The following is a 15,187-nucleotide window of genomic DNA, read 5'->3' on the forward strand; positions in this document are numbered from 1 at the left end:
GTGGTCGGTCGGTGTCATCGGCGGGGTGGCTGGATCTGTTCGCTCCGTTCCGGGGCTCCCGTGCCCGGTCGGGCGCTCGTACCCGAGGGGGTGCCGAGGGAAACCCGATACCCGTGGAATCGGGAGGGTATGCGGGCGGGGGTAGGGTCGGGGTTGTTCAACAGCCGCTGGTGCGGACGTCGCTGGCCGTGGTGCCGGGGCGCCGGCCGGCGATTCGACGGCAGGAGAGGTGACCGTGCAGCAGGAGGCCGCGGGCGGCGAGGCGCTGGAGGTCTGGATCGACCAGGCCCTGTGTACCGGCGACGGGATCTGCGCCCAGTACGCGCCGGAGGTGTTCGAGCTGGACATCGACGGCCTGGCCTATGTGAAGGGCGCGGACGACGAGCTGCTGCAGGCGGAGGGTGCGACCGTGCCGGTGCCGCTGCCGCTGCTCACGGACGTGGTGGACTCGGCGAAGGAGTGTCCCGGGGAGTGCATCCATGTGCGCCGGGTTCTGGACAAGGTCGAGGTGTACGGTCCGGACGCGGAGTGAGGTCCGGCCGGTGACCGGCTGTGGTGTGCGCGCGCGTGGGCCGTCTTCGGGCGGGTCGCGCGCGTGCTGCGTGTTCGGGCCGGGTGCGCGGGTGCGGGGTCCGGCCGGAACGCGTCACACGCTGTGGGCCGGGGTGGGCGTGGAGCGGATGAAGGCCTTTCCGTTCCAGTGCCAGCTCGTGGGGGTCTTCAGGTCGGGGCAGCAACTGGGTACGTCGGCCGTGGAGTAGCCGAGCAGGGTGGCGGTGACGGTGCCGGCGTCGAGGGCGAAGTCGGTGACGGTGTGCCGGTCCTTGGGGTCGACGAGGGTGGCGACGACGCGGGCGGGGGCGCCGGCGGCGCCCCGGGTGAGGACGTAGACGCCGTCGGGCGGTGTGCCCATGGGGGCGTCGCAGTGGACGACCGCGACGGTTTCGGGGGTGCCGTCGCCGTCGAGGTCGCCGGTCGCTTTCTTGACCACCAGTGCTTTGACGGGTCCGCAGTCGAGCGGGAAGTGCACGCCGGTGGTGCTGGGCGGGGCGGCGGCCGCGGGGGCGGTTCCGGCCTCGGTGCCGGGGGCGGGCTGGGCGGCGGTGGCCGATCCCGGCTGCAGGGCGGAGGACAGGGCGACGACGCCGGCGATCGCGGCGGCGGTGGCGACCCAGTGGACGGGCCGGGTGTGCGTGTGGGCGAGCTCCGGAACGGCGGATGGCTGCACTAGGAGTGTCTCCTGTGAGGGCTGTGCCGGTGGGGGGGGTGGCCAGCATGGTGCCACACGTCACAGTGCGGGGGAACGGGGGGGTCGGTACTGGGTTCTCGCAGGCGAGCAGTACGCGCGCGTGGGGCCCCGTGTGCCGCCTGGTGCCGTGTCAACGCGTGGGCGCCGTGGCCGGGTTCCCGGTTGCGGTGGGGAACTGGGCCACGGCGCCTCGGCGTTGGGCGGGCCTGGAGGGGCCGGTCAGCGGCCGGTGCCGCCGTCGGCGTTGGGGCCCGCGTAGTCCTCGCCGTAGGCGCCCTTGGCGGGGCGGCGGCGGCGCATGGGCGGCTCGACTCCGTCGGCGAGGCGGCGGGCGGTGAGCAGGAAGCCGGTGTGGCCGATCATGCGGTGGTCCGGGCGGACGGCCAGGCCCTCGATGTGCCAGTTGCGGATCATGGTCTCCCAGGAGGTCGGCTCGTTGAAGCAGCCGATCTCCCGGATGGACTCGACGGTCCGGGCGAGCTGGGTGGTGGTGGCCACGTAGCAGCAGACGATGCCGCCGGGCACGAGTGCCTTGGAGACGGCCTCCAGGCACTCCCAGGGGGCGAGCATGTCGAGGATGACGCGGTCGACGTCGGTGTCGGACAGGTTGTCCTGGAGGTCTCCGACCGTGAGCTGCCAGGCGGGGTGCGGGCCGCCGAAGTAGCGCTCGACGTTCGCCCGGGCGATCTCGGCGAAGTCCTCGCGGCGCTCGTAGGAGTGCAGCATGCCCTGGTCGCCGATGGCGCGCAGCAGGAAGCTGCTGAGCGAGCCGGAGCCGACGCCGGCCTCGACGACGCGGGCGCCGGGGAAGATGTCGGCGAAGGCGAGGATGTGCCCCGCGTCCTTGGGGTAGACGACGGCTGCCCCGCGGGGCATGGACAGGACGTAGTCGGGGAGCAGGGGGCGCAGCGCGAGGTAGGCGACGTTGCCGGTGGTGCGGACAACACTGCCTTCGGGAGCGCCGATCAGTTCGTCGTGCGGGAAGGAGCCCTTGTGGGTGTGGAAGTTCTTCCCGGCTTCGAGCGTGAACGTGTAGTGGCGGCCCTTGGGGTCGGTCAGCTGAACCTGGTCCCCGACCTTGAAGGGCCCGCGCCTGCGGGCGGCACCGGTCGGTTCGGACATGTGACCAGCCTACCGGCGTTTGCGGGGGCCGCCGACCACGGGAGGGCGGGCGGTCAGGGGCGGGCCATGGCCTTGACGAAGGCGCGCTCGACGTCGGCGGCGGACAGGACGCCGTAGATCTCGCCGGTCTCCTCGACGACGAGGTATTCGGTGGCGGGGGTGGCCCGGAGGGTGTCGAGGAGTTCCTCTCCGGCCAGCTCGGCGGAGACCCGCATGCCGTCGGTGAGGTCCTGGGCGAGGCCGCTGACGGCGACCCAGGGGCGGCGGTGTTCGGGTACGCCGACGATGGCGGCCTCGCGGACGAGGGAGAGGGGGTTGCCCTCGGCGTCGACGACGACGAGCGCGCGGGCGCCCGCGGCGTTGGCGCGGCGGAGTGCCTCGGACAGGGGGGTGTCGGTCTCGACGGGGACGGCTCGCCGGGTGAGGGCGCGGGCCTTGAGTTCGGGGAGGTGTTCGCGCAGGCGGGCCATGCGCAGGCTGTTGCCGGCGCCGGTCCAGATGATCGCGGCGAGGATGGCGGCGAGCAGGGCGTCGGTGACGGTGTCCATGCCGCCCACGTCCCGGTTGCCGCCGCCGAAGGCTCCGGACTGGTTGAGCACCGGCAGGCCGACGAGGACGGAGATGGCGAGGGCGCGGCCGACCCAGGCGGCGGCGACGGTGCCGCTCATGGGTTTGCCGGTGATCTTCCAGACGACGGCGCGGAGCATGCGGCCGCCGTCGAGGGGCAGGCCGGGCAGCAGGTTGAAGGCGGCGACGATGAGGTTGGAGATCATCAGGCCGGCGAGCAGGACGCCGGGGACGCTGTCCGGCCGCACGGGTTTCATGGCCAGGTAGAACAGGCCGGCCAGGACGAGGGAGAGCAGGGGGCCGACGAAGGCGAGGACGAATTCGCGTCCTGGGGTCTCGGCCTCCTTCTCGATCTCGGAGACGCCGCCGAAGAACTGGAGCTGGATGCGGCGCACGGGCAGTTTGAAGCGGAGCGCGGCGACCGTGTGGGCCAGTTCGTGGACGAGGACGGAGGCGTAGAAGGCGACGGCGAAGAAGAGGGAGACCAGGTAGCGAGCGGCTCCGAGTTCGGGCAGGACCCGGTCGAGCTGGCCGCCGAAGACCCAGGTGATCAGGGCGGCCACGAGGAACCAGCTGGGTGCGACGTAGACGGGGACGCCGAAGGGGCGGCCCATGAGCAGTCCGCCGCCGGGTTCCTTGGGCCGTCGCGCCGGGGGTTCGCCCTTGGCGATGCCGGAGTGGGCGAGGGTGCGGTGTTCGGTGGGGTGGGCGCCGGTGCCGGGGGCGTCCTGCTCGGGGCGGGCGGGGCCGGCGGTGTGTCCGGTTCCGGGCGGTCCCGGAGGCGCGGCCCCGGTGTCCCGCCGGGTGTCCGTGCGGGGGTGCTCGTCGGCGCCGGGGTGCTCGTGCGCGCCGCCCCGCTCGTGCCGGTGGCCCGCGTAGGCACGGTCGTCGTGGCCGGTCGTATCGGGCTGGTCGCCGTGGCCGGTCGTGTCAGGCTGATCGCCGTGGCCGGTCGTATCAGGCCGGTCGCCCTGGCCAGACGACTCGGGCCGGACGTCGTGGTCGCCCGTCCCGGATCGGTCGCCGTGGTCGGAGGACTCGGGCCCGTCGCCGTGGCCGCCCGTCCCGGGCCGGTCGCTGGGGCCGGTCGACTCGGGCCGGCCGTCGTGCCCGCCCGTCCCGGGCCGGTCGCCGCGGCCAGTCGTCTCGGGTCGGCCGTCGTGGCCTCCCATCTCAGACCGGCCGTCGTGGCCGGACGACTCGGGCCCGTCGCCGTGGCCGCCCGTCCCGGGCCGGTCGCTGGGGCCGGTCGACTCGGGCCGGCCGTCGTGCCCGCCCGTCCCAGGCCGGCCGTCGAAGTCGGAGGACTCGGACAACCGGCCGTCGTGGCCGCCCGGGTCGGGCCGCGGGGTGCCGGTGGGTTCAGGGGCGTCGTGGTCGCCCGGGTCGGGCCGTGGGGCGGTGGTGGGTTCGGGGGCGTCGTGGGGCTCCGGTCCGCGGTGGTGGCCGGTGGATCCGGTCGCCGGGGCCGTAGGACCCGCGGGGTGCTCGGCCGGCTCGTCGTTGCCGGACCGCGGCTGCCCGCTCCCGCCGCTCACGTCCACGCTGTCCCCTCGTTCGAAGCGTCTCCCGGGCCAGGGGCCGGAAGGTCTCGGGTCGATGGTATGCGGCCCCGGTGGTCCGTTCCGCCCCGGCACCCCTTGTGTTTGCCCCGCTGTCGCGCGGCCTAACGCGGGCCGTGGCTGGGTCGCTGTCAGTGCCGGGCCGTATGGTCTGGGGTCATGGACAGCAGCATCGAGGACGCGGGGGCCCTGCCGGGTCCGGCCGGGGAGACGGATCCGGCGGCGGGCGCGCCGGGGGCGGCCGTGGCCGTTCCCCCGCAGGCCGCCGGGGAGGCGGCGGTGTCCGGCGGCGGTGCGGCCGGGTCCGCCGGTGCGCGCGCGGCCGTGGCGCCGTCCTCGTTGTCGCCGTCGCGGGCCAGTGACTTCATGCAGTGCCCGCTGCTGTACCGGTTCCGGGTGATCGACCGGCTGCCGGAGAAGCCGAGCGAGGCGGCGACGCGGGGGACGCTGGTGCACGCCGTGCTGGAGCGGCTGTTCGACGCGCCCGCCGCGGAGCGGACGGCGCCCCGGGCGAAGTCGCTGATCCCGGGGCAGTGGGACCGGTTGCGGGAGAGCCGGCCGGAGGTCGGGGAGCTGTTCGCCGAGGACCCGGAGGGCGAGCGGCTGGCTCGCTGGCTGGGTGAGGCCGAGCGGCTGGTGGAGCGGTGGTTCACGCTGGAGGACCCCGTCCGGCTGGAGCCGGCCGAGCGGGAGCTGTTCGTGGAGGCCGAGCTGGAGTCGGGGCTGCGGCTGCGGGGGATCATCGACCGTGTCGACGTGGCGCCCACCGGCGAGGTGCGGATCGTGGACTACAAGACGGGGAAGGCGCCGCGGCCGGAGTACGCCGAGGGCGCGCTGTTCCAGATGAAGTTCTACGCGCTGGTGGTGTGGCGGCTGAAGCGGGTCGTCCCGCGCCGGCTGCAGCTCGTGTATCTCGGCAGCGGTGACGTGCTGACCTACGATCCGGTCCTGGCCGACCTGGAGCGGGTGGAGCGCAAGCTGCTGGCGCTGTGGGAGGCGATCCGGCGGGCGACGGAGACCGGCGAGTGGCGGGCCCGGCCGACGAAGCTGTGCGGCTGGTGCGATCACCGGTCGCACTGCCCGGAGTTCGGCGGCACTCCCCCGCCCTATCCGCTGCCGGTGCGGCCCGCCGCGGGCGGCGAGTAGCGGCCGGCGGCCGCGTGCAGGGTGCCGCGGGCGGCCGGGAGGGGGCAGGGCAGAATGGGTGCGGACTAGCGAAGGAGTGTCACGTGGCCATCCGCGTCCTACTGGTCGACGACCAGCCCCTGCTGCGCACCGGTTTCCGGATGATCCTGGAGGCCGAGCAGGACATCGCGGTCGTCGGCGAGGCCGGTGACGGTCTGCAGGCCCTCGATCAGGTACGGGCCCTGCAGCCGGATGTGGTGCTGATGGACATCCGGATGCCGCGGATGGACGGTGTGGAGGCCACCCGGCAGATCTCCGGTCCGGGGCGGGACGGCCCGGCGAAGGTGCTGGTGCTGACCACGTTCGACCTGGACGAGTACGTGGTGGAGGCGTTGCGTGCCGGGGCCAGCGGGTTCCTGCTGAAGGACGCGCCCGCCAACGAGCTGGTGCAGGCGATCCGGGTGGTGGCCGCCGGGGAGGCGATGCTGGCGCCGAGCGTCACGCGCCGTCTGCTGGACAAGTACGCCACGCACCTGCCGTCCGGCGAGGAGTCCGTGCCGGACACGCTGCACACGCTCACCGACCGCGAGGTGGAGGTGCTGAAGCTGGTGGCGCGCGGGCTGTCCAACGCGGAGATCGCCGCGGACCTGTTCGTGAGCGAGACGACGGTGAAGACGCACGTCGGGCATGTGCTGACCAAGCTGGGGCTGCGTGACCGGGTGCAGGCGGCGGTGTACGCCTACGAGAGCGGGCTGGTGCGGCCGGGCGCGAGCTGAGCCGGGTCCGCGGCGGCACGCCGGTACGACGCAGAGGGCGCCCCCTCCCGTGCGGGAAGGGGCGCCCTCGGTGTTGTGCGGGGTGGGGTGTCAGCCGCTCACGCCGCGGCCGAGCTCCCAGAGCTGGAGCGAGGCGACGGAGTTGAGGGCGTAGGAGACACCCGTGATGTTGTCGCGGGCGGCGACGTACTGCTTGCCCTGCCACAGCGGGAGCACGGGGACGTCTTCGGCGACGGTGTCCTGGATCTCGGTGAGGGTCTTGACCGCGTTGAGGCGGTCGGCCTCGCGCCGGGACTCGGGGATCAGGGTGCGCTGGATGGTGCTGTTGGAGTAGGGCGAGCCGAGGAAGTTGCCCTTGTCGAGGAAGGGCGCGACGAAGTTGTCGGCGTCGGGGAAGTCGGGGAACCAGCCCATGCCGTAGACGTCGTACTGGCCCTTCTGCTCGGCGGGCCGGAAGGTCTTCCAGGGGTGGCCCTGGATGCTCACGTCGAACAGGCCGCTGTCGTTGAGCTGCTTCTGCAGGATCTCGAACTCCTGCTTGGTGGCCGAGCCGTAGTGGTCGGTGGTGTAGTGCATCGTCAGCTTCACCGGGGTGGTGATGCCGGCCTTCTCGAGCAGGCTCTTGGCCTTGGCGGCGCTGGGGTCGCCGTACTTGTTGAAGAACGAGTTGGAGTGGCCGGTGAGGGTGGCCGGGACCAGCGAGTACAGCGGCTCGGCCTGGGTGCCGTAGACCTTGGAGACGAGTTCGCCGCGGTTGATGACGTGGGCCATGGCCTGGCGGACGGCCTTGTCCTTCACGGTGGCGGCATTGGTGTTGAAGGCGAGGTAGCGGATCTCGAGGCCCGGCATGTCGACGAGGTCGACGTTGGCCTCGGAGCCGGAGTCGAGCTTGTCGATCTGGGACGGCGACATGGTGCGGGTCATCATGTCGATGTCGCCCTTTTCGATGGCCTGGCCCATGGCGTCGGCGTCGTCGAAGGAGCGCATCTGGACCTGGTCGTTGTTCACCGTCACGCTGCCCTTGTAGGAAGGGTTCTTGGTGAAGGTGGCGGTGACGATCGCGTTGTCCTTGACGTCGGCCTTGAGGGTGTAGGGGCCGGAGCCGTCGACCTCGAAGCCGTCGCGCAGCTTGTCCTTGGCGTAGTCCTTCGGGTTGACGATGGCCGCGACCGGGGTGGACAGCTTGTACGGGAAGGTGGCGTCGGCCGTCTTGAGGTGGAAGATCACCTCGCGGTCGCCCTGGGTCTCGACCGTGTCGATCGTGTTGAGCAGGGTGGCGACACCGCTGTCCGCGTTGATGCGCAGGGCGCGCTCGATGGAGTACTTGACGTCGGCGGCCGTGACCTTGTCGCCGTCGGAGAACTTCAGGCCCTCGCGCAGCTTGCAGGCGTAGCGCTCGTTGCCGCTGTCGGTGAAGGAGCAGCTCTCGGCGGCCTCGGGGACGGGGTTGCCCTCGCCCTTGGGCTGGGTCATCAGGGTCTGCACCGTCTGGCGCAGGATGTTCCAGGTGCCGACGTCGTAGGCGTAGGCGGGGTCGAGGGGCGCCGGGGCGTCGCTGGTGGCCTCGAAGCGGTCCGTGGTGCCGACCACGATGGCGTCCCCGCTCTTGCTCCCGCTGTCGGATCCGCCGCACGCGGCGAGAACCGGCGTCAGCAGGCCGGCCACTGCCGGCAGCACCAAAGTCTTGCGGTTCATGCGGGAGTTTCTCCAGAGCTGTTCGAGTCCATGTACTCGGCATGCAGGGGTGGTGCGGCGAGCCACGGGGGTTGCTTCGATGTTTCCGCGACGAGATTAGTCCGCGCCCGCACGGGGGTTCACAGGCGCGTGAGTTGAGCGTCCATCACGGAGTGAAACCGGGTGTGGACACACCGAAAACCCGACAGCGGCAGGATTAGTGCAGCGTCCCCCCAATCGGGACACAAGGACGTGCCGTCACGTCCCGGATCGGGGCGGTCTGCACACTTGGGCAACGTTGTCGAGGACCCCGCGCGTGGGGAACGTCACAGCGTCGGGCCCGGTCGGCGGTCACCGGAATTCAGCCGGGTGACCCGCCGGTATTCCACTCCTGGTGTACTTTCCCGGAAATCTGTCCAACAGTCTCTGTCGGCTTGGCAGTACGGCGGAGTCCGGCGGGATCCGGGTCCGGTGACGGCGCCGGTGAACGGTCAGCGCATTTGCGTCATCAGGCCGCGCAGGAATGCCAGGTCCACCTCTTCGAGGGAGGACACGACGGTGCGCCGTTCGGCCGGGGCGATGGGGGCGATGGAGGGGACGGCGACCACCTGGCAGCCGGCGGCCTCGGCGGCGGTGACCCCGGTGACGGTGTCCTCGACGACCGCGCAGCGGGCCGGGTCGACGCCGAGGCCGGCGGCGGCCAGCAGGTAGGGGTCGGGGTAGGGCTTGGTGCGCGAGACCTCGTCGCCGGCGATGGACAGGCCGAAGTGGTGGGGGCCCAGCACGTCCAGCACGCGGTCGATGATGCGCCGGTGGGAGGCGGAGACCAGGGCGGTGGGGATGCCGTGCTCGTGGAGTTCGGCGAGCAGCCGGGCGGCGCCGGGCATCAGTGGCAGGGCCTGTCCGATGCGGGTCTCGAAGCCTTCGTTGAGCAGCACCGAGACTTCGGCGAGGGTGATGGCGGCGCCGGTGGCCTCGATGAGGAAGCCGGCGCTGCGGGTCATGGGGCCGCCGACGACGACGTGCCGCCAGGACTCGTCGAGGACGTGGCCGAGGGCGGCGAAGACCTCCACCTCGACGTCCCACCAGAATCCCTCGGTGTCCACCAGGGTGCCGTCCATGTCGAGGAGCACCGCCTGCAGGGCGGAGCCTTCGGCCGTGCGGGTTCCGAGCGCTGGGACCGTACTGGTCACGGGCGCACCTCCTTGGGGACGGCCAGGCCGGTTCCCGTGCGGGAACCGGCCTGCGGTGGACCGACCAGTGTACGACGCCGGCGTCCCGAGCGCCTCGTCCGGCGCTTCGGGCGGGGAAAGTCAGCGGGCGTTGAAGTACTTGGCCTCCGGGTGGTGGATCACGATGGCGTCGGTGGACTGCTCGGGGTGGAGCTGGAACTCCTCGGACAGGTGGACGCCGATCCGCTCGGGCCGCAGCAGGTCCGCGATCTTGGCGCGGTCCTCCAGGTCGGGGCAGGCGCCGTAGCCGAGGGAGAAGCGGGCGCCCCGGTACTTCAGGGCGAACATGTCCTCCATGGCGGCGGGGTCCTCGCCGGCGAAGCCGAGTTCGGCACGCACCCGGGCGTGCCAGTACTCGGCGAGGGCCTCGGCGAGCTGTACGGACAGTCCGTGCAGTTCGAGGTAGTCGCGGTAGGCGTTGGCCTCGAAGAGCCTGGCGGTCTGCTCGCCGATCCGGGAGCCGACGGTGACGACCTGGAAGCCGACGACGTCGGTCTCGCCGGACTCCTCCGGGCGGAAGAAGTCGGCGAGGCACAGGCGGCGGCCGCGGCGCTGGCGCGGGAAGGTGAAGCGGGTGCGTTCGTTGCCCCGCTCGTCGAGGATGATCAGGTCGTCGTCCTTGGAGACGCAGGGGAAGTAGCCGTAGACCACGGCCGCCTCCAGCAGGTTCTCCGTCTGGAGCCGGTCGAGCAGGCCGCGCAGGCGGGGGCGGCCCTCGGTCTCGGCGAGTTCCTCGTAGGTCGGGCCGTCGCCGGTGCGGGCCTGCTTAAGGCCCCACTGGCCCTTGAACAGCGCGCCCTCGTCGAGCCAGGTCGCGTACTCCTTGAGCTGGATGCCCTTGATGACGCGGGTGTCCCAGAACGGCGGGGTGGGCACGGGGTTGTCGGTGGCGACGTCGGAGCGGACGTGCCCCTCCTCCGGGCGCTCCTCGGCCTCCACGGCGGCCGTGGCGCGGACCCGGCGCTGCCTGAGTTCGGGCAGCTTGGCTCCGGGCACGCCCCGCTTGACGCCGATGAGGGCGTCCATCAGGCGCAGGCCCTCGAAGGCGTCGCGGGCGTAGCGGACCTCGCCGTCGTAGATCTCGTGCAGGTCCTGCTCGACGTAGGCGCGGGTGAGGGCGGCGCCGCCGAGGATGACCGGGAAGCGGGCGGCGAGGCCGCGCTGGTTCAGCTCCTCCAGGTTCTCCTTCATGATCACGGTGGACTTGACCAGGAGGCCCGACATGCCGATGACGTCGGCGCGGTGTTCCTCGGCGGCGTCCAGGATCGCGGAGACGGGCTGCTTGATGCCCAGGTTGACGACGTTGTAGCCGTTGTTGGACAGGATGATGTCGACGAGGTTCTTGCCGATGTCGTGGACGTCCCCGCGCACGGTGGCCAGCACGATGGTGCCCTTGCCCTCGGCGTCCGACTTCTCCATGTGCGGTTCGAGGTGGGCGACGGCCGTCTTCATGACCTCGGCGGACTGGAGCACGAAGGGGAGCTGCATCTGGCCGGAGCCGAACAGTTCGCCGACGACCTTCATGCCGTCCAGCAGGGTGTCGTTGACGATGTCCAGGGCGGGCCGGTCCCGCAGGGCCTCGTCGAGGTCGGCTTCGAGGCCGTTGCGCTCGCCGTCGATGATGCGGCGCTTGAGGCGCTCCTCCAGGGGCAGCGCGGCGAGTTCCTCGGCCTTGCCGGCCTTCAGGGACTTGGCGGTGGCGCCCTCGAAGAGCTGCATCAGCTTCTGCAGCGGGTCGTAGCCCTCGGCGCGGCGGTCGTGGATGAGGTCGAGGGCGGTGGTGACCTCCTCCTCGCTGAAGCGGGCGATGGGCAGGATCTTGGAGGCGTGCACGATCGCCGAGTCGAGTCCGGCCTTGACGCACTCGTCGAGGAAGACGGAGTTCAGCAGGATGCGGGCGGCCGGGTTCAGGCCGAAGGAGATGTTGGACAGGCCCAGGGTGGTCTGGACGGCCGGGTGGCGGCGCTTGAGTTCGCGGATGGCCTCGATGGTGGCGATGCCGTCCTTGCGGGACTCCTCCTGGCCGGTGCAGATGGTGAAGGTCAGGGTGTCGATGAGGATGTCCTCCTCACGGATGCCCCAGTTCCCGGTGAGGTCGTCGATGAGCCGTTCGGCGATCTCGACCTTCTTCTCCGGGGTGCGGGCCTGGCCCTCCTCGTCGATGGTCAGCGCGATCAGCGCGGCGCCGTGCTCCCGGGCCAGTGCGGTGACCTTGGCGAAGCGGGAGCCGGGCCCGGCGCCGTCCTCGTAGTTCACGGAGTTGATCACGGCGCGGCCGCCGAGCTTCTCCAGGCCCGCCTCGATGACGTCGACCTCGGTGGAGTCGAGGACGATCGGCAGGGTGGAGGCGGTGGCGAAGCGGCCGGCGAGTTCCTCCATGTCGGCGACGCCGTCGCGGCCGACGTAGTCGACGCACAGGTCCAGCATGTGCGCGCCCTCGCGGATCTGGTCGCGGGCCATCTCCACGCAGTCGTCCCAGCGGCCCGCGAGCATGGCCTCGCGGAACTTCTTGGACCCGTTGGCGTTGGTGCGCTCGCCGATGGCGAGGTAGGAGGTGTCCTGGCGGAAGGGCACGCTCTGGTAGAGGGAGGCGGCGCCGGCCTCGGGGTGCGGGTCGCGGGCGCCCGGGGTGATGCCCTGGACGCGTTCGACGACCTGGCGCAGGTGTTCGGGGGTGGTGCCGCAGCAGCCGCCGACGAGCGAGAGGCCGTACTCGCGGACGAAGGTCTCCTGGGCGTCGGCCAGCTCGGGCGCGCTCAGCGGGTAGTGGGCGCCGTCCTTGCCGAGCACCGGCAGGCCCGCGTTGGGCATGCAGGACAGCGGGATGCGGGCGTTGCGGGCGAGGTAGCGCAGGTGCTCGCTCATCTCGGCCGGGCCGGTGGCGCAGTTCAGGCCGATCATGTCGATGCCGAGCGGTTCGAGCGCGGTGAGGGCGGCGCCGATCTCGGAGCCGAGGAGCATGGTGCCGGTGGTCTCGACGGTGACGGACACGATCACCGGCAGGTCGAGGCCGAGGGCTTCCAGGCCGCGGCGGGCGCCGAGCACGGCGGCCTTGGTCTGCAGCAGGTCCTGGGTGGTCTCGATGAGCAGCGCGTCGGCGCCGCCGGTGACCAGGCCCTCGGCGTTGCGCTGGTAGGCGTCGCGCAGGGTGGTGTAGGGGGCGTGGCCGAGGGTGGGCAGCTTGGTGCCGGGGCCCATGGAGCCGAGGACCCAGCGGGGCCGGCCGTCCCGGGCGGTGAACGCGTCGGCGCTCTCGCGGGCGACGCGGGCGCCGGCCTCGGACAGTTCGTGCACGCGCTCGGGGATGTCGTACTCGCCGAGGGCGGAGTGGTTGGCCCCGAAGGTGTTGGTCTCGACGCAGTCGACGCCCACGGCGAAGTACGCCTCGTGGACGGAGCGGACGATGTCGGGGCGGGTGAGGTTGAGGATCTCGTTGCAGCCCTCGAGCTGCTGGAAGTCCTCGAGGGTGGGCTCCTGGGCCTGGAGCATCGTGCCCATCGCTCCGTCGGCGACCACCACACGGGTGGCGAGCGCCTCTCGGAGCGCGGACACACGGGTCCGGCTGTCGGCGGAAGGGGTCGTTGGCGACGAGGCCATGAAGGGGCTCCCTGAGGTGCGACGGCTGTCGGCTATGCGCCTTCCCCGGCGGTAACCGGGGCAGGGCACGGCGTCAGCGTAACTGCCGGTGGGCTTGGATGGGCACCGGCGTCCACGAGACGGACGCGGGGCGTGCCGGATGGCCGGATCGTCACCGGCGGGCCGCGCGGGATGTAACAGGTGTCGTCGGACTATTGGCGGTCGGTCGACATGGACCGGTAGTGTTCGACATTGCCGAACGGGGTGTTGTGCACTGTTCGGCAGTGGTCGAAAGGGACGGAGGGCAGGACGGCGATGGCACGGAACATCCAGTCGCTCGAACGGGCGGCGGCGATGCTGCGGCTGCTCGCGGGCGGCGAGCGGCGGCTCGGCCTCTCGGACATCGCCTCGTCACTCGGCCTCGCCAAGGGCACCGCCCACGGCATCCTGCGCACCCTCCAGCAGGAGGGGTTCGTCGAGCAGGACGGCGTCTCCGGCCGCTACCAGCTCGGCGCCGAGCTGCTGCGCCTGGGCACGACCTATCTGGACGTGCACGAGCTGCGGGCGCGGGCCCTGGTGTGGACCGACGACCTGGCCCGCTCCAGCGGGGAGAGCGTGTACCTGGGCGTCCTGCACCAGCAGGGCGTGCTGATCGTGCACCACGTCTTCCGGCCGGACGACAGCCGGCAGGTGCTGGAGATCGGGGCGATGCAGCCGCTGCACTCCACGGCGCTGGGCAAGGTGCTCTCCGCGTACGACCCGGTGGCGCACAGCGAGGCCCTCGAGGCCGACCGCAAGCCGTTCACGGACCGCACGGTGTGCGAGGCGGCCGACTTCGAGCACCTGCTGGACCTCACGCGCGCGCGTGGCTATGCGGCGGACGTGGAGGAGACCTGGGAGGGCGTGGCGTCGATCGCCGCGCCGATCCACGACCGGCGCCGGATGCCGGTGGGCGCGGTCGGCATCGCGGGCGCGGTGGAGCGGCTGTGCCGGGACGGCGAGGTGCGTCCCGAGCTGATCGCCGCGGTGCGCGACTGCGCCCGCGCGGTGTCGCGGGACCTGGGCGCGGCGCGTTTCTGACCCCCCCTCGGGGCGGTCCGCTGCCGGGCCGCGGGCCCGTCGGGGCCCGCGGGGCCCGTGCCATCCCTGACGACCGGGACGCGAGGCGGCGTCCCGGTTATCGCCCTACCCTGAAGTGGACATATCGGGTGAGTAGGTACGTCAGTGCAGGAAGAGCGATAACCGGCATCGATCAATAACGATCCTGTTTTCGATAACAGAACCCTTGACGCACGCGTGACGCCGAAGCAAGACTCCCGTCCATCGGTCGGCATTGTCGAACACCTGACGGCAATACGCGCTAGAGTGTGACAACGCCAAGGGCCGGCATCGCTCTCACCCCCGAGGGCGCCAGAACCCCCGGAGGGACCCGGGGTTCGGTTTCCCTGGACGAAGGACAAAGGAGTCGCGGGTGTCCAGCTCCGACATCTTCATCGGCGAGACCATCGGTACCGCCATACTCATCCTGCTCGGCGGTGGCGTGTGCGCCGCCGTCACGCTGAAGGCCTCCAAGGCCCGTAACGCCGGCTGGCTCGCCATCACCTTCGGGTGGGGTTTCGCCGTTCTGACGGCCGTCTACACCTCGGCGCCGCTCTCCGGCGCCCATCTGAACCCGGCCGTGACGCTCGCGCTCGCGATCAAGGACAAGGACTTCAGCACCCTGCCCGTGTACTGGGGCGGTCAGCTGCTCGGCGCCATGATCGGCGCGGCCCTGGTCTGGGCGGCCTACTACGGCCAGTTCCACGCCCACCTCACCGACAAGGAGATCGTCGGCGGTCCGGGGGCGCAGGCCACGACGACCAAGGCCGTCGAGGCGCAGGAGAAGGGCGCCGGTCCGGTCCTGGGCGTCTTCTCCACCGGTCCGGAGATCCGCAACGCGGTCCAGAACCTCCTCACGGAGATCATCGGCACCCTGGTGCTGGTGCTCGCCGTCCTCACTCAGGGCCTGAACGACAAGGGCAACGGCCTGGGCACCCTGGGCGCCCTGATCACCGCGCTCGTCGTCGTCTCCGTCGGCCTCTCCCTCGGCGGCCCCACGGGCTACGCGATCAACCCCGCCCGTGACCTCGGCCCCCGCATCGTCCACGCCCTGCTGCCCCTGCCCAACAAGGGCGGTTCCGACTGGAGCTACGCCTGGGTCCCGGTGGTCGGTCCGCTGATCGGCGGCGCCATCGCCGCAGGCATCTACAACGTCGCCTTCGTATAGGAAGCACGAGCCTCCGCGCACGCGCCGTACGTAAAGCC

11 protein-coding genes are annotated in these 15,187 nt (G+C 71.7%); 5 read left to right on the forward strand and 6 right to left on the reverse strand.

What is annotated here, in order from left to right; genetic code table 11:
- Positions 1-229: 229 nt before the first annotated feature.
- Complete coding sequence (locus TNCT1_RS23455) at positions 230-532, forward strand: ferredoxin (protein WP_143635370.1); 303 nt, start codon at positions 230-232, stop codon at positions 530-532.
- 114 nt (positions 533-646) lie between these two features.
- On the opposite strand, the gene TNCT1_RS23460 is transcribed toward TNCT1_RS23455, so the two are convergent.
- From TNCT1_RS23460 to TNCT1_RS23470, 3 genes are all read right to left on the reverse strand, one after another.
- A complete protein-coding gene (locus TNCT1_RS23460; protein WP_143635372.1) occupies positions 647-1,228 on the reverse strand; it encodes a hypothetical protein in 582 nt (193 codons plus the stop codon).
- A gap of 240 nt (positions 1,229-1,468) precedes the next feature.
- Positions 1,469-2,371 carry a tRNA (adenine-N1)-methyltransferase gene (locus tag TNCT1_RS23465; RefSeq protein ID WP_143635374.1) on the reverse strand — a complete coding sequence of 301 codons (903 nt, stop codon included), beginning with the start codon at positions 2,369-2,371 and terminating at the stop codon, positions 1,469-1,471.
- Between the two features lie 53 nt (positions 2,372-2,424).
- Positions 2,425-4,110 carry a site-2 protease family protein gene (locus tag TNCT1_RS23470; RefSeq protein ID WP_373920501.1) on the reverse strand — a complete coding sequence of 562 codons (1,686 nt, stop codon included), beginning with the start codon at positions 4,108-4,110 and terminating at the stop codon, positions 2,425-2,427.
- Between the two features lie 549 nt (positions 4,111-4,659).
- Between TNCT1_RS23470 and TNCT1_RS23480 the strand changes: the two genes are divergently transcribed.
- Both TNCT1_RS23480 and TNCT1_RS23485 read left to right on the forward strand, forming a co-directional pair.
- Complete coding sequence (locus TNCT1_RS23480; RefSeq protein ID WP_143635378.1) at positions 4,660-5,646, forward strand: PD-(D/E)XK nuclease family protein; 987 nt, start codon at positions 4,660-4,662, stop codon at positions 5,644-5,646.
- A gap of 83 nt (positions 5,647-5,729) precedes the next feature.
- A complete protein-coding gene (locus TNCT1_RS23485; RefSeq protein WP_143635380.1) occupies positions 5,730-6,401 on the forward strand; it encodes a response regulator transcription factor in 672 nt (223 codons plus the stop codon).
- Positions 6,402-6,491: 90 nt separating this feature from the next.
- Here the strand turns inward: TNCT1_RS23485 and TNCT1_RS23490 are convergent, their stop codons facing one another.
- From TNCT1_RS23490 to metH, 3 genes are all read right to left on the reverse strand, one after another.
- Entirely contained in the window at positions 6,492-8,096 is a 1,605-nt protein-coding gene (locus TNCT1_RS23490) for an ABC transporter substrate-binding protein (protein WP_143635382.1), read from the reverse strand.
- Between the two features lie 470 nt (positions 8,097-8,566).
- A complete protein-coding gene (locus TNCT1_RS23495) occupies positions 8,567-9,268 on the reverse strand; it encodes an HAD family phosphatase (protein WP_143635384.1) in 702 nt (233 codons plus the stop codon).
- Between the two features lie 120 nt (positions 9,269-9,388).
- Positions 9,389-12,904, reverse strand: a complete 3,516-nt coding sequence (metH, locus tag TNCT1_RS23500) for a methionine synthase (RefSeq protein WP_143635386.1) — start codon at positions 12,902-12,904, stop codon at positions 9,389-9,391.
- 294 nt (positions 12,905-13,198) lie between these two features.
- Between metH and TNCT1_RS23505 the strand changes: the two genes are divergently transcribed.
- Both TNCT1_RS23505 and TNCT1_RS23510 read left to right on the forward strand, forming a co-directional pair.
- Positions 13,199-13,963: an IclR family transcriptional regulator gene (locus TNCT1_RS23505; protein WP_143635388.1), complete on the forward strand. Its 765-nt coding sequence runs from the start codon at positions 13,199-13,201 to the stop codon at positions 13,961-13,963.
- Positions 13,964-14,354: 391 nt separating this feature from the next.
- Complete coding sequence (locus tag TNCT1_RS23510; protein ID WP_143635390.1) at positions 14,355-15,149, forward strand: MIP/aquaporin family protein; 795 nt, start codon at positions 14,355-14,357, stop codon at positions 15,147-15,149.
- The last annotated feature ends 38 nt before the right edge of the window (positions 15,150-15,187 follow it).

Source organism: Streptomyces sp. 1-11 (genome assembly GCF_007176755.1).
In the GTDB taxonomy this organism is placed as follows: Bacteria; Actinomycetota; Actinomycetes; order Streptomycetales; family Streptomycetaceae; genus Streptomyces.

Coding starts and splice junctions, on each gene's coding strand:
- TNCT1_RS23465 (WP_143635374.1), bottom strand. CDS start 2,371: ATGTCCGAACCGACCGGTGCCGCCCGCAGGCGCGGGCCCTTCAAGGTC.
- TNCT1_RS23470 (WP_373920501.1), bottom strand. CDS start 4,110: ATGGGAGGCCACGACGGCCGACCCGAGACGACTGGCCGCGGCGACCGG.
- TNCT1_RS23480 (WP_143635378.1), top strand. CDS start 4,660: ATGGACAGCAGCATCGAGGACGCGGGGGCCCTGCCGGGTCCGGCCGGG.
- TNCT1_RS23490 (WP_143635382.1), bottom strand. CDS start 8,096: ATGAACCGCAAGACTTTGGTGCTGCCGGCAGTGGCCGGCCTGCTGACG.
- metH (WP_143635386.1), bottom strand. CDS start 12,904: ATGGCCTCGTCGCCAACGACCCCTTCCGCCGACAGCCGGACCCGTGTG.
- TNCT1_RS23505 (WP_143635388.1), top strand. CDS start 13,199: ATGGCACGGAACATCCAGTCGCTCGAACGGGCGGCGGCGATGCTGCGG.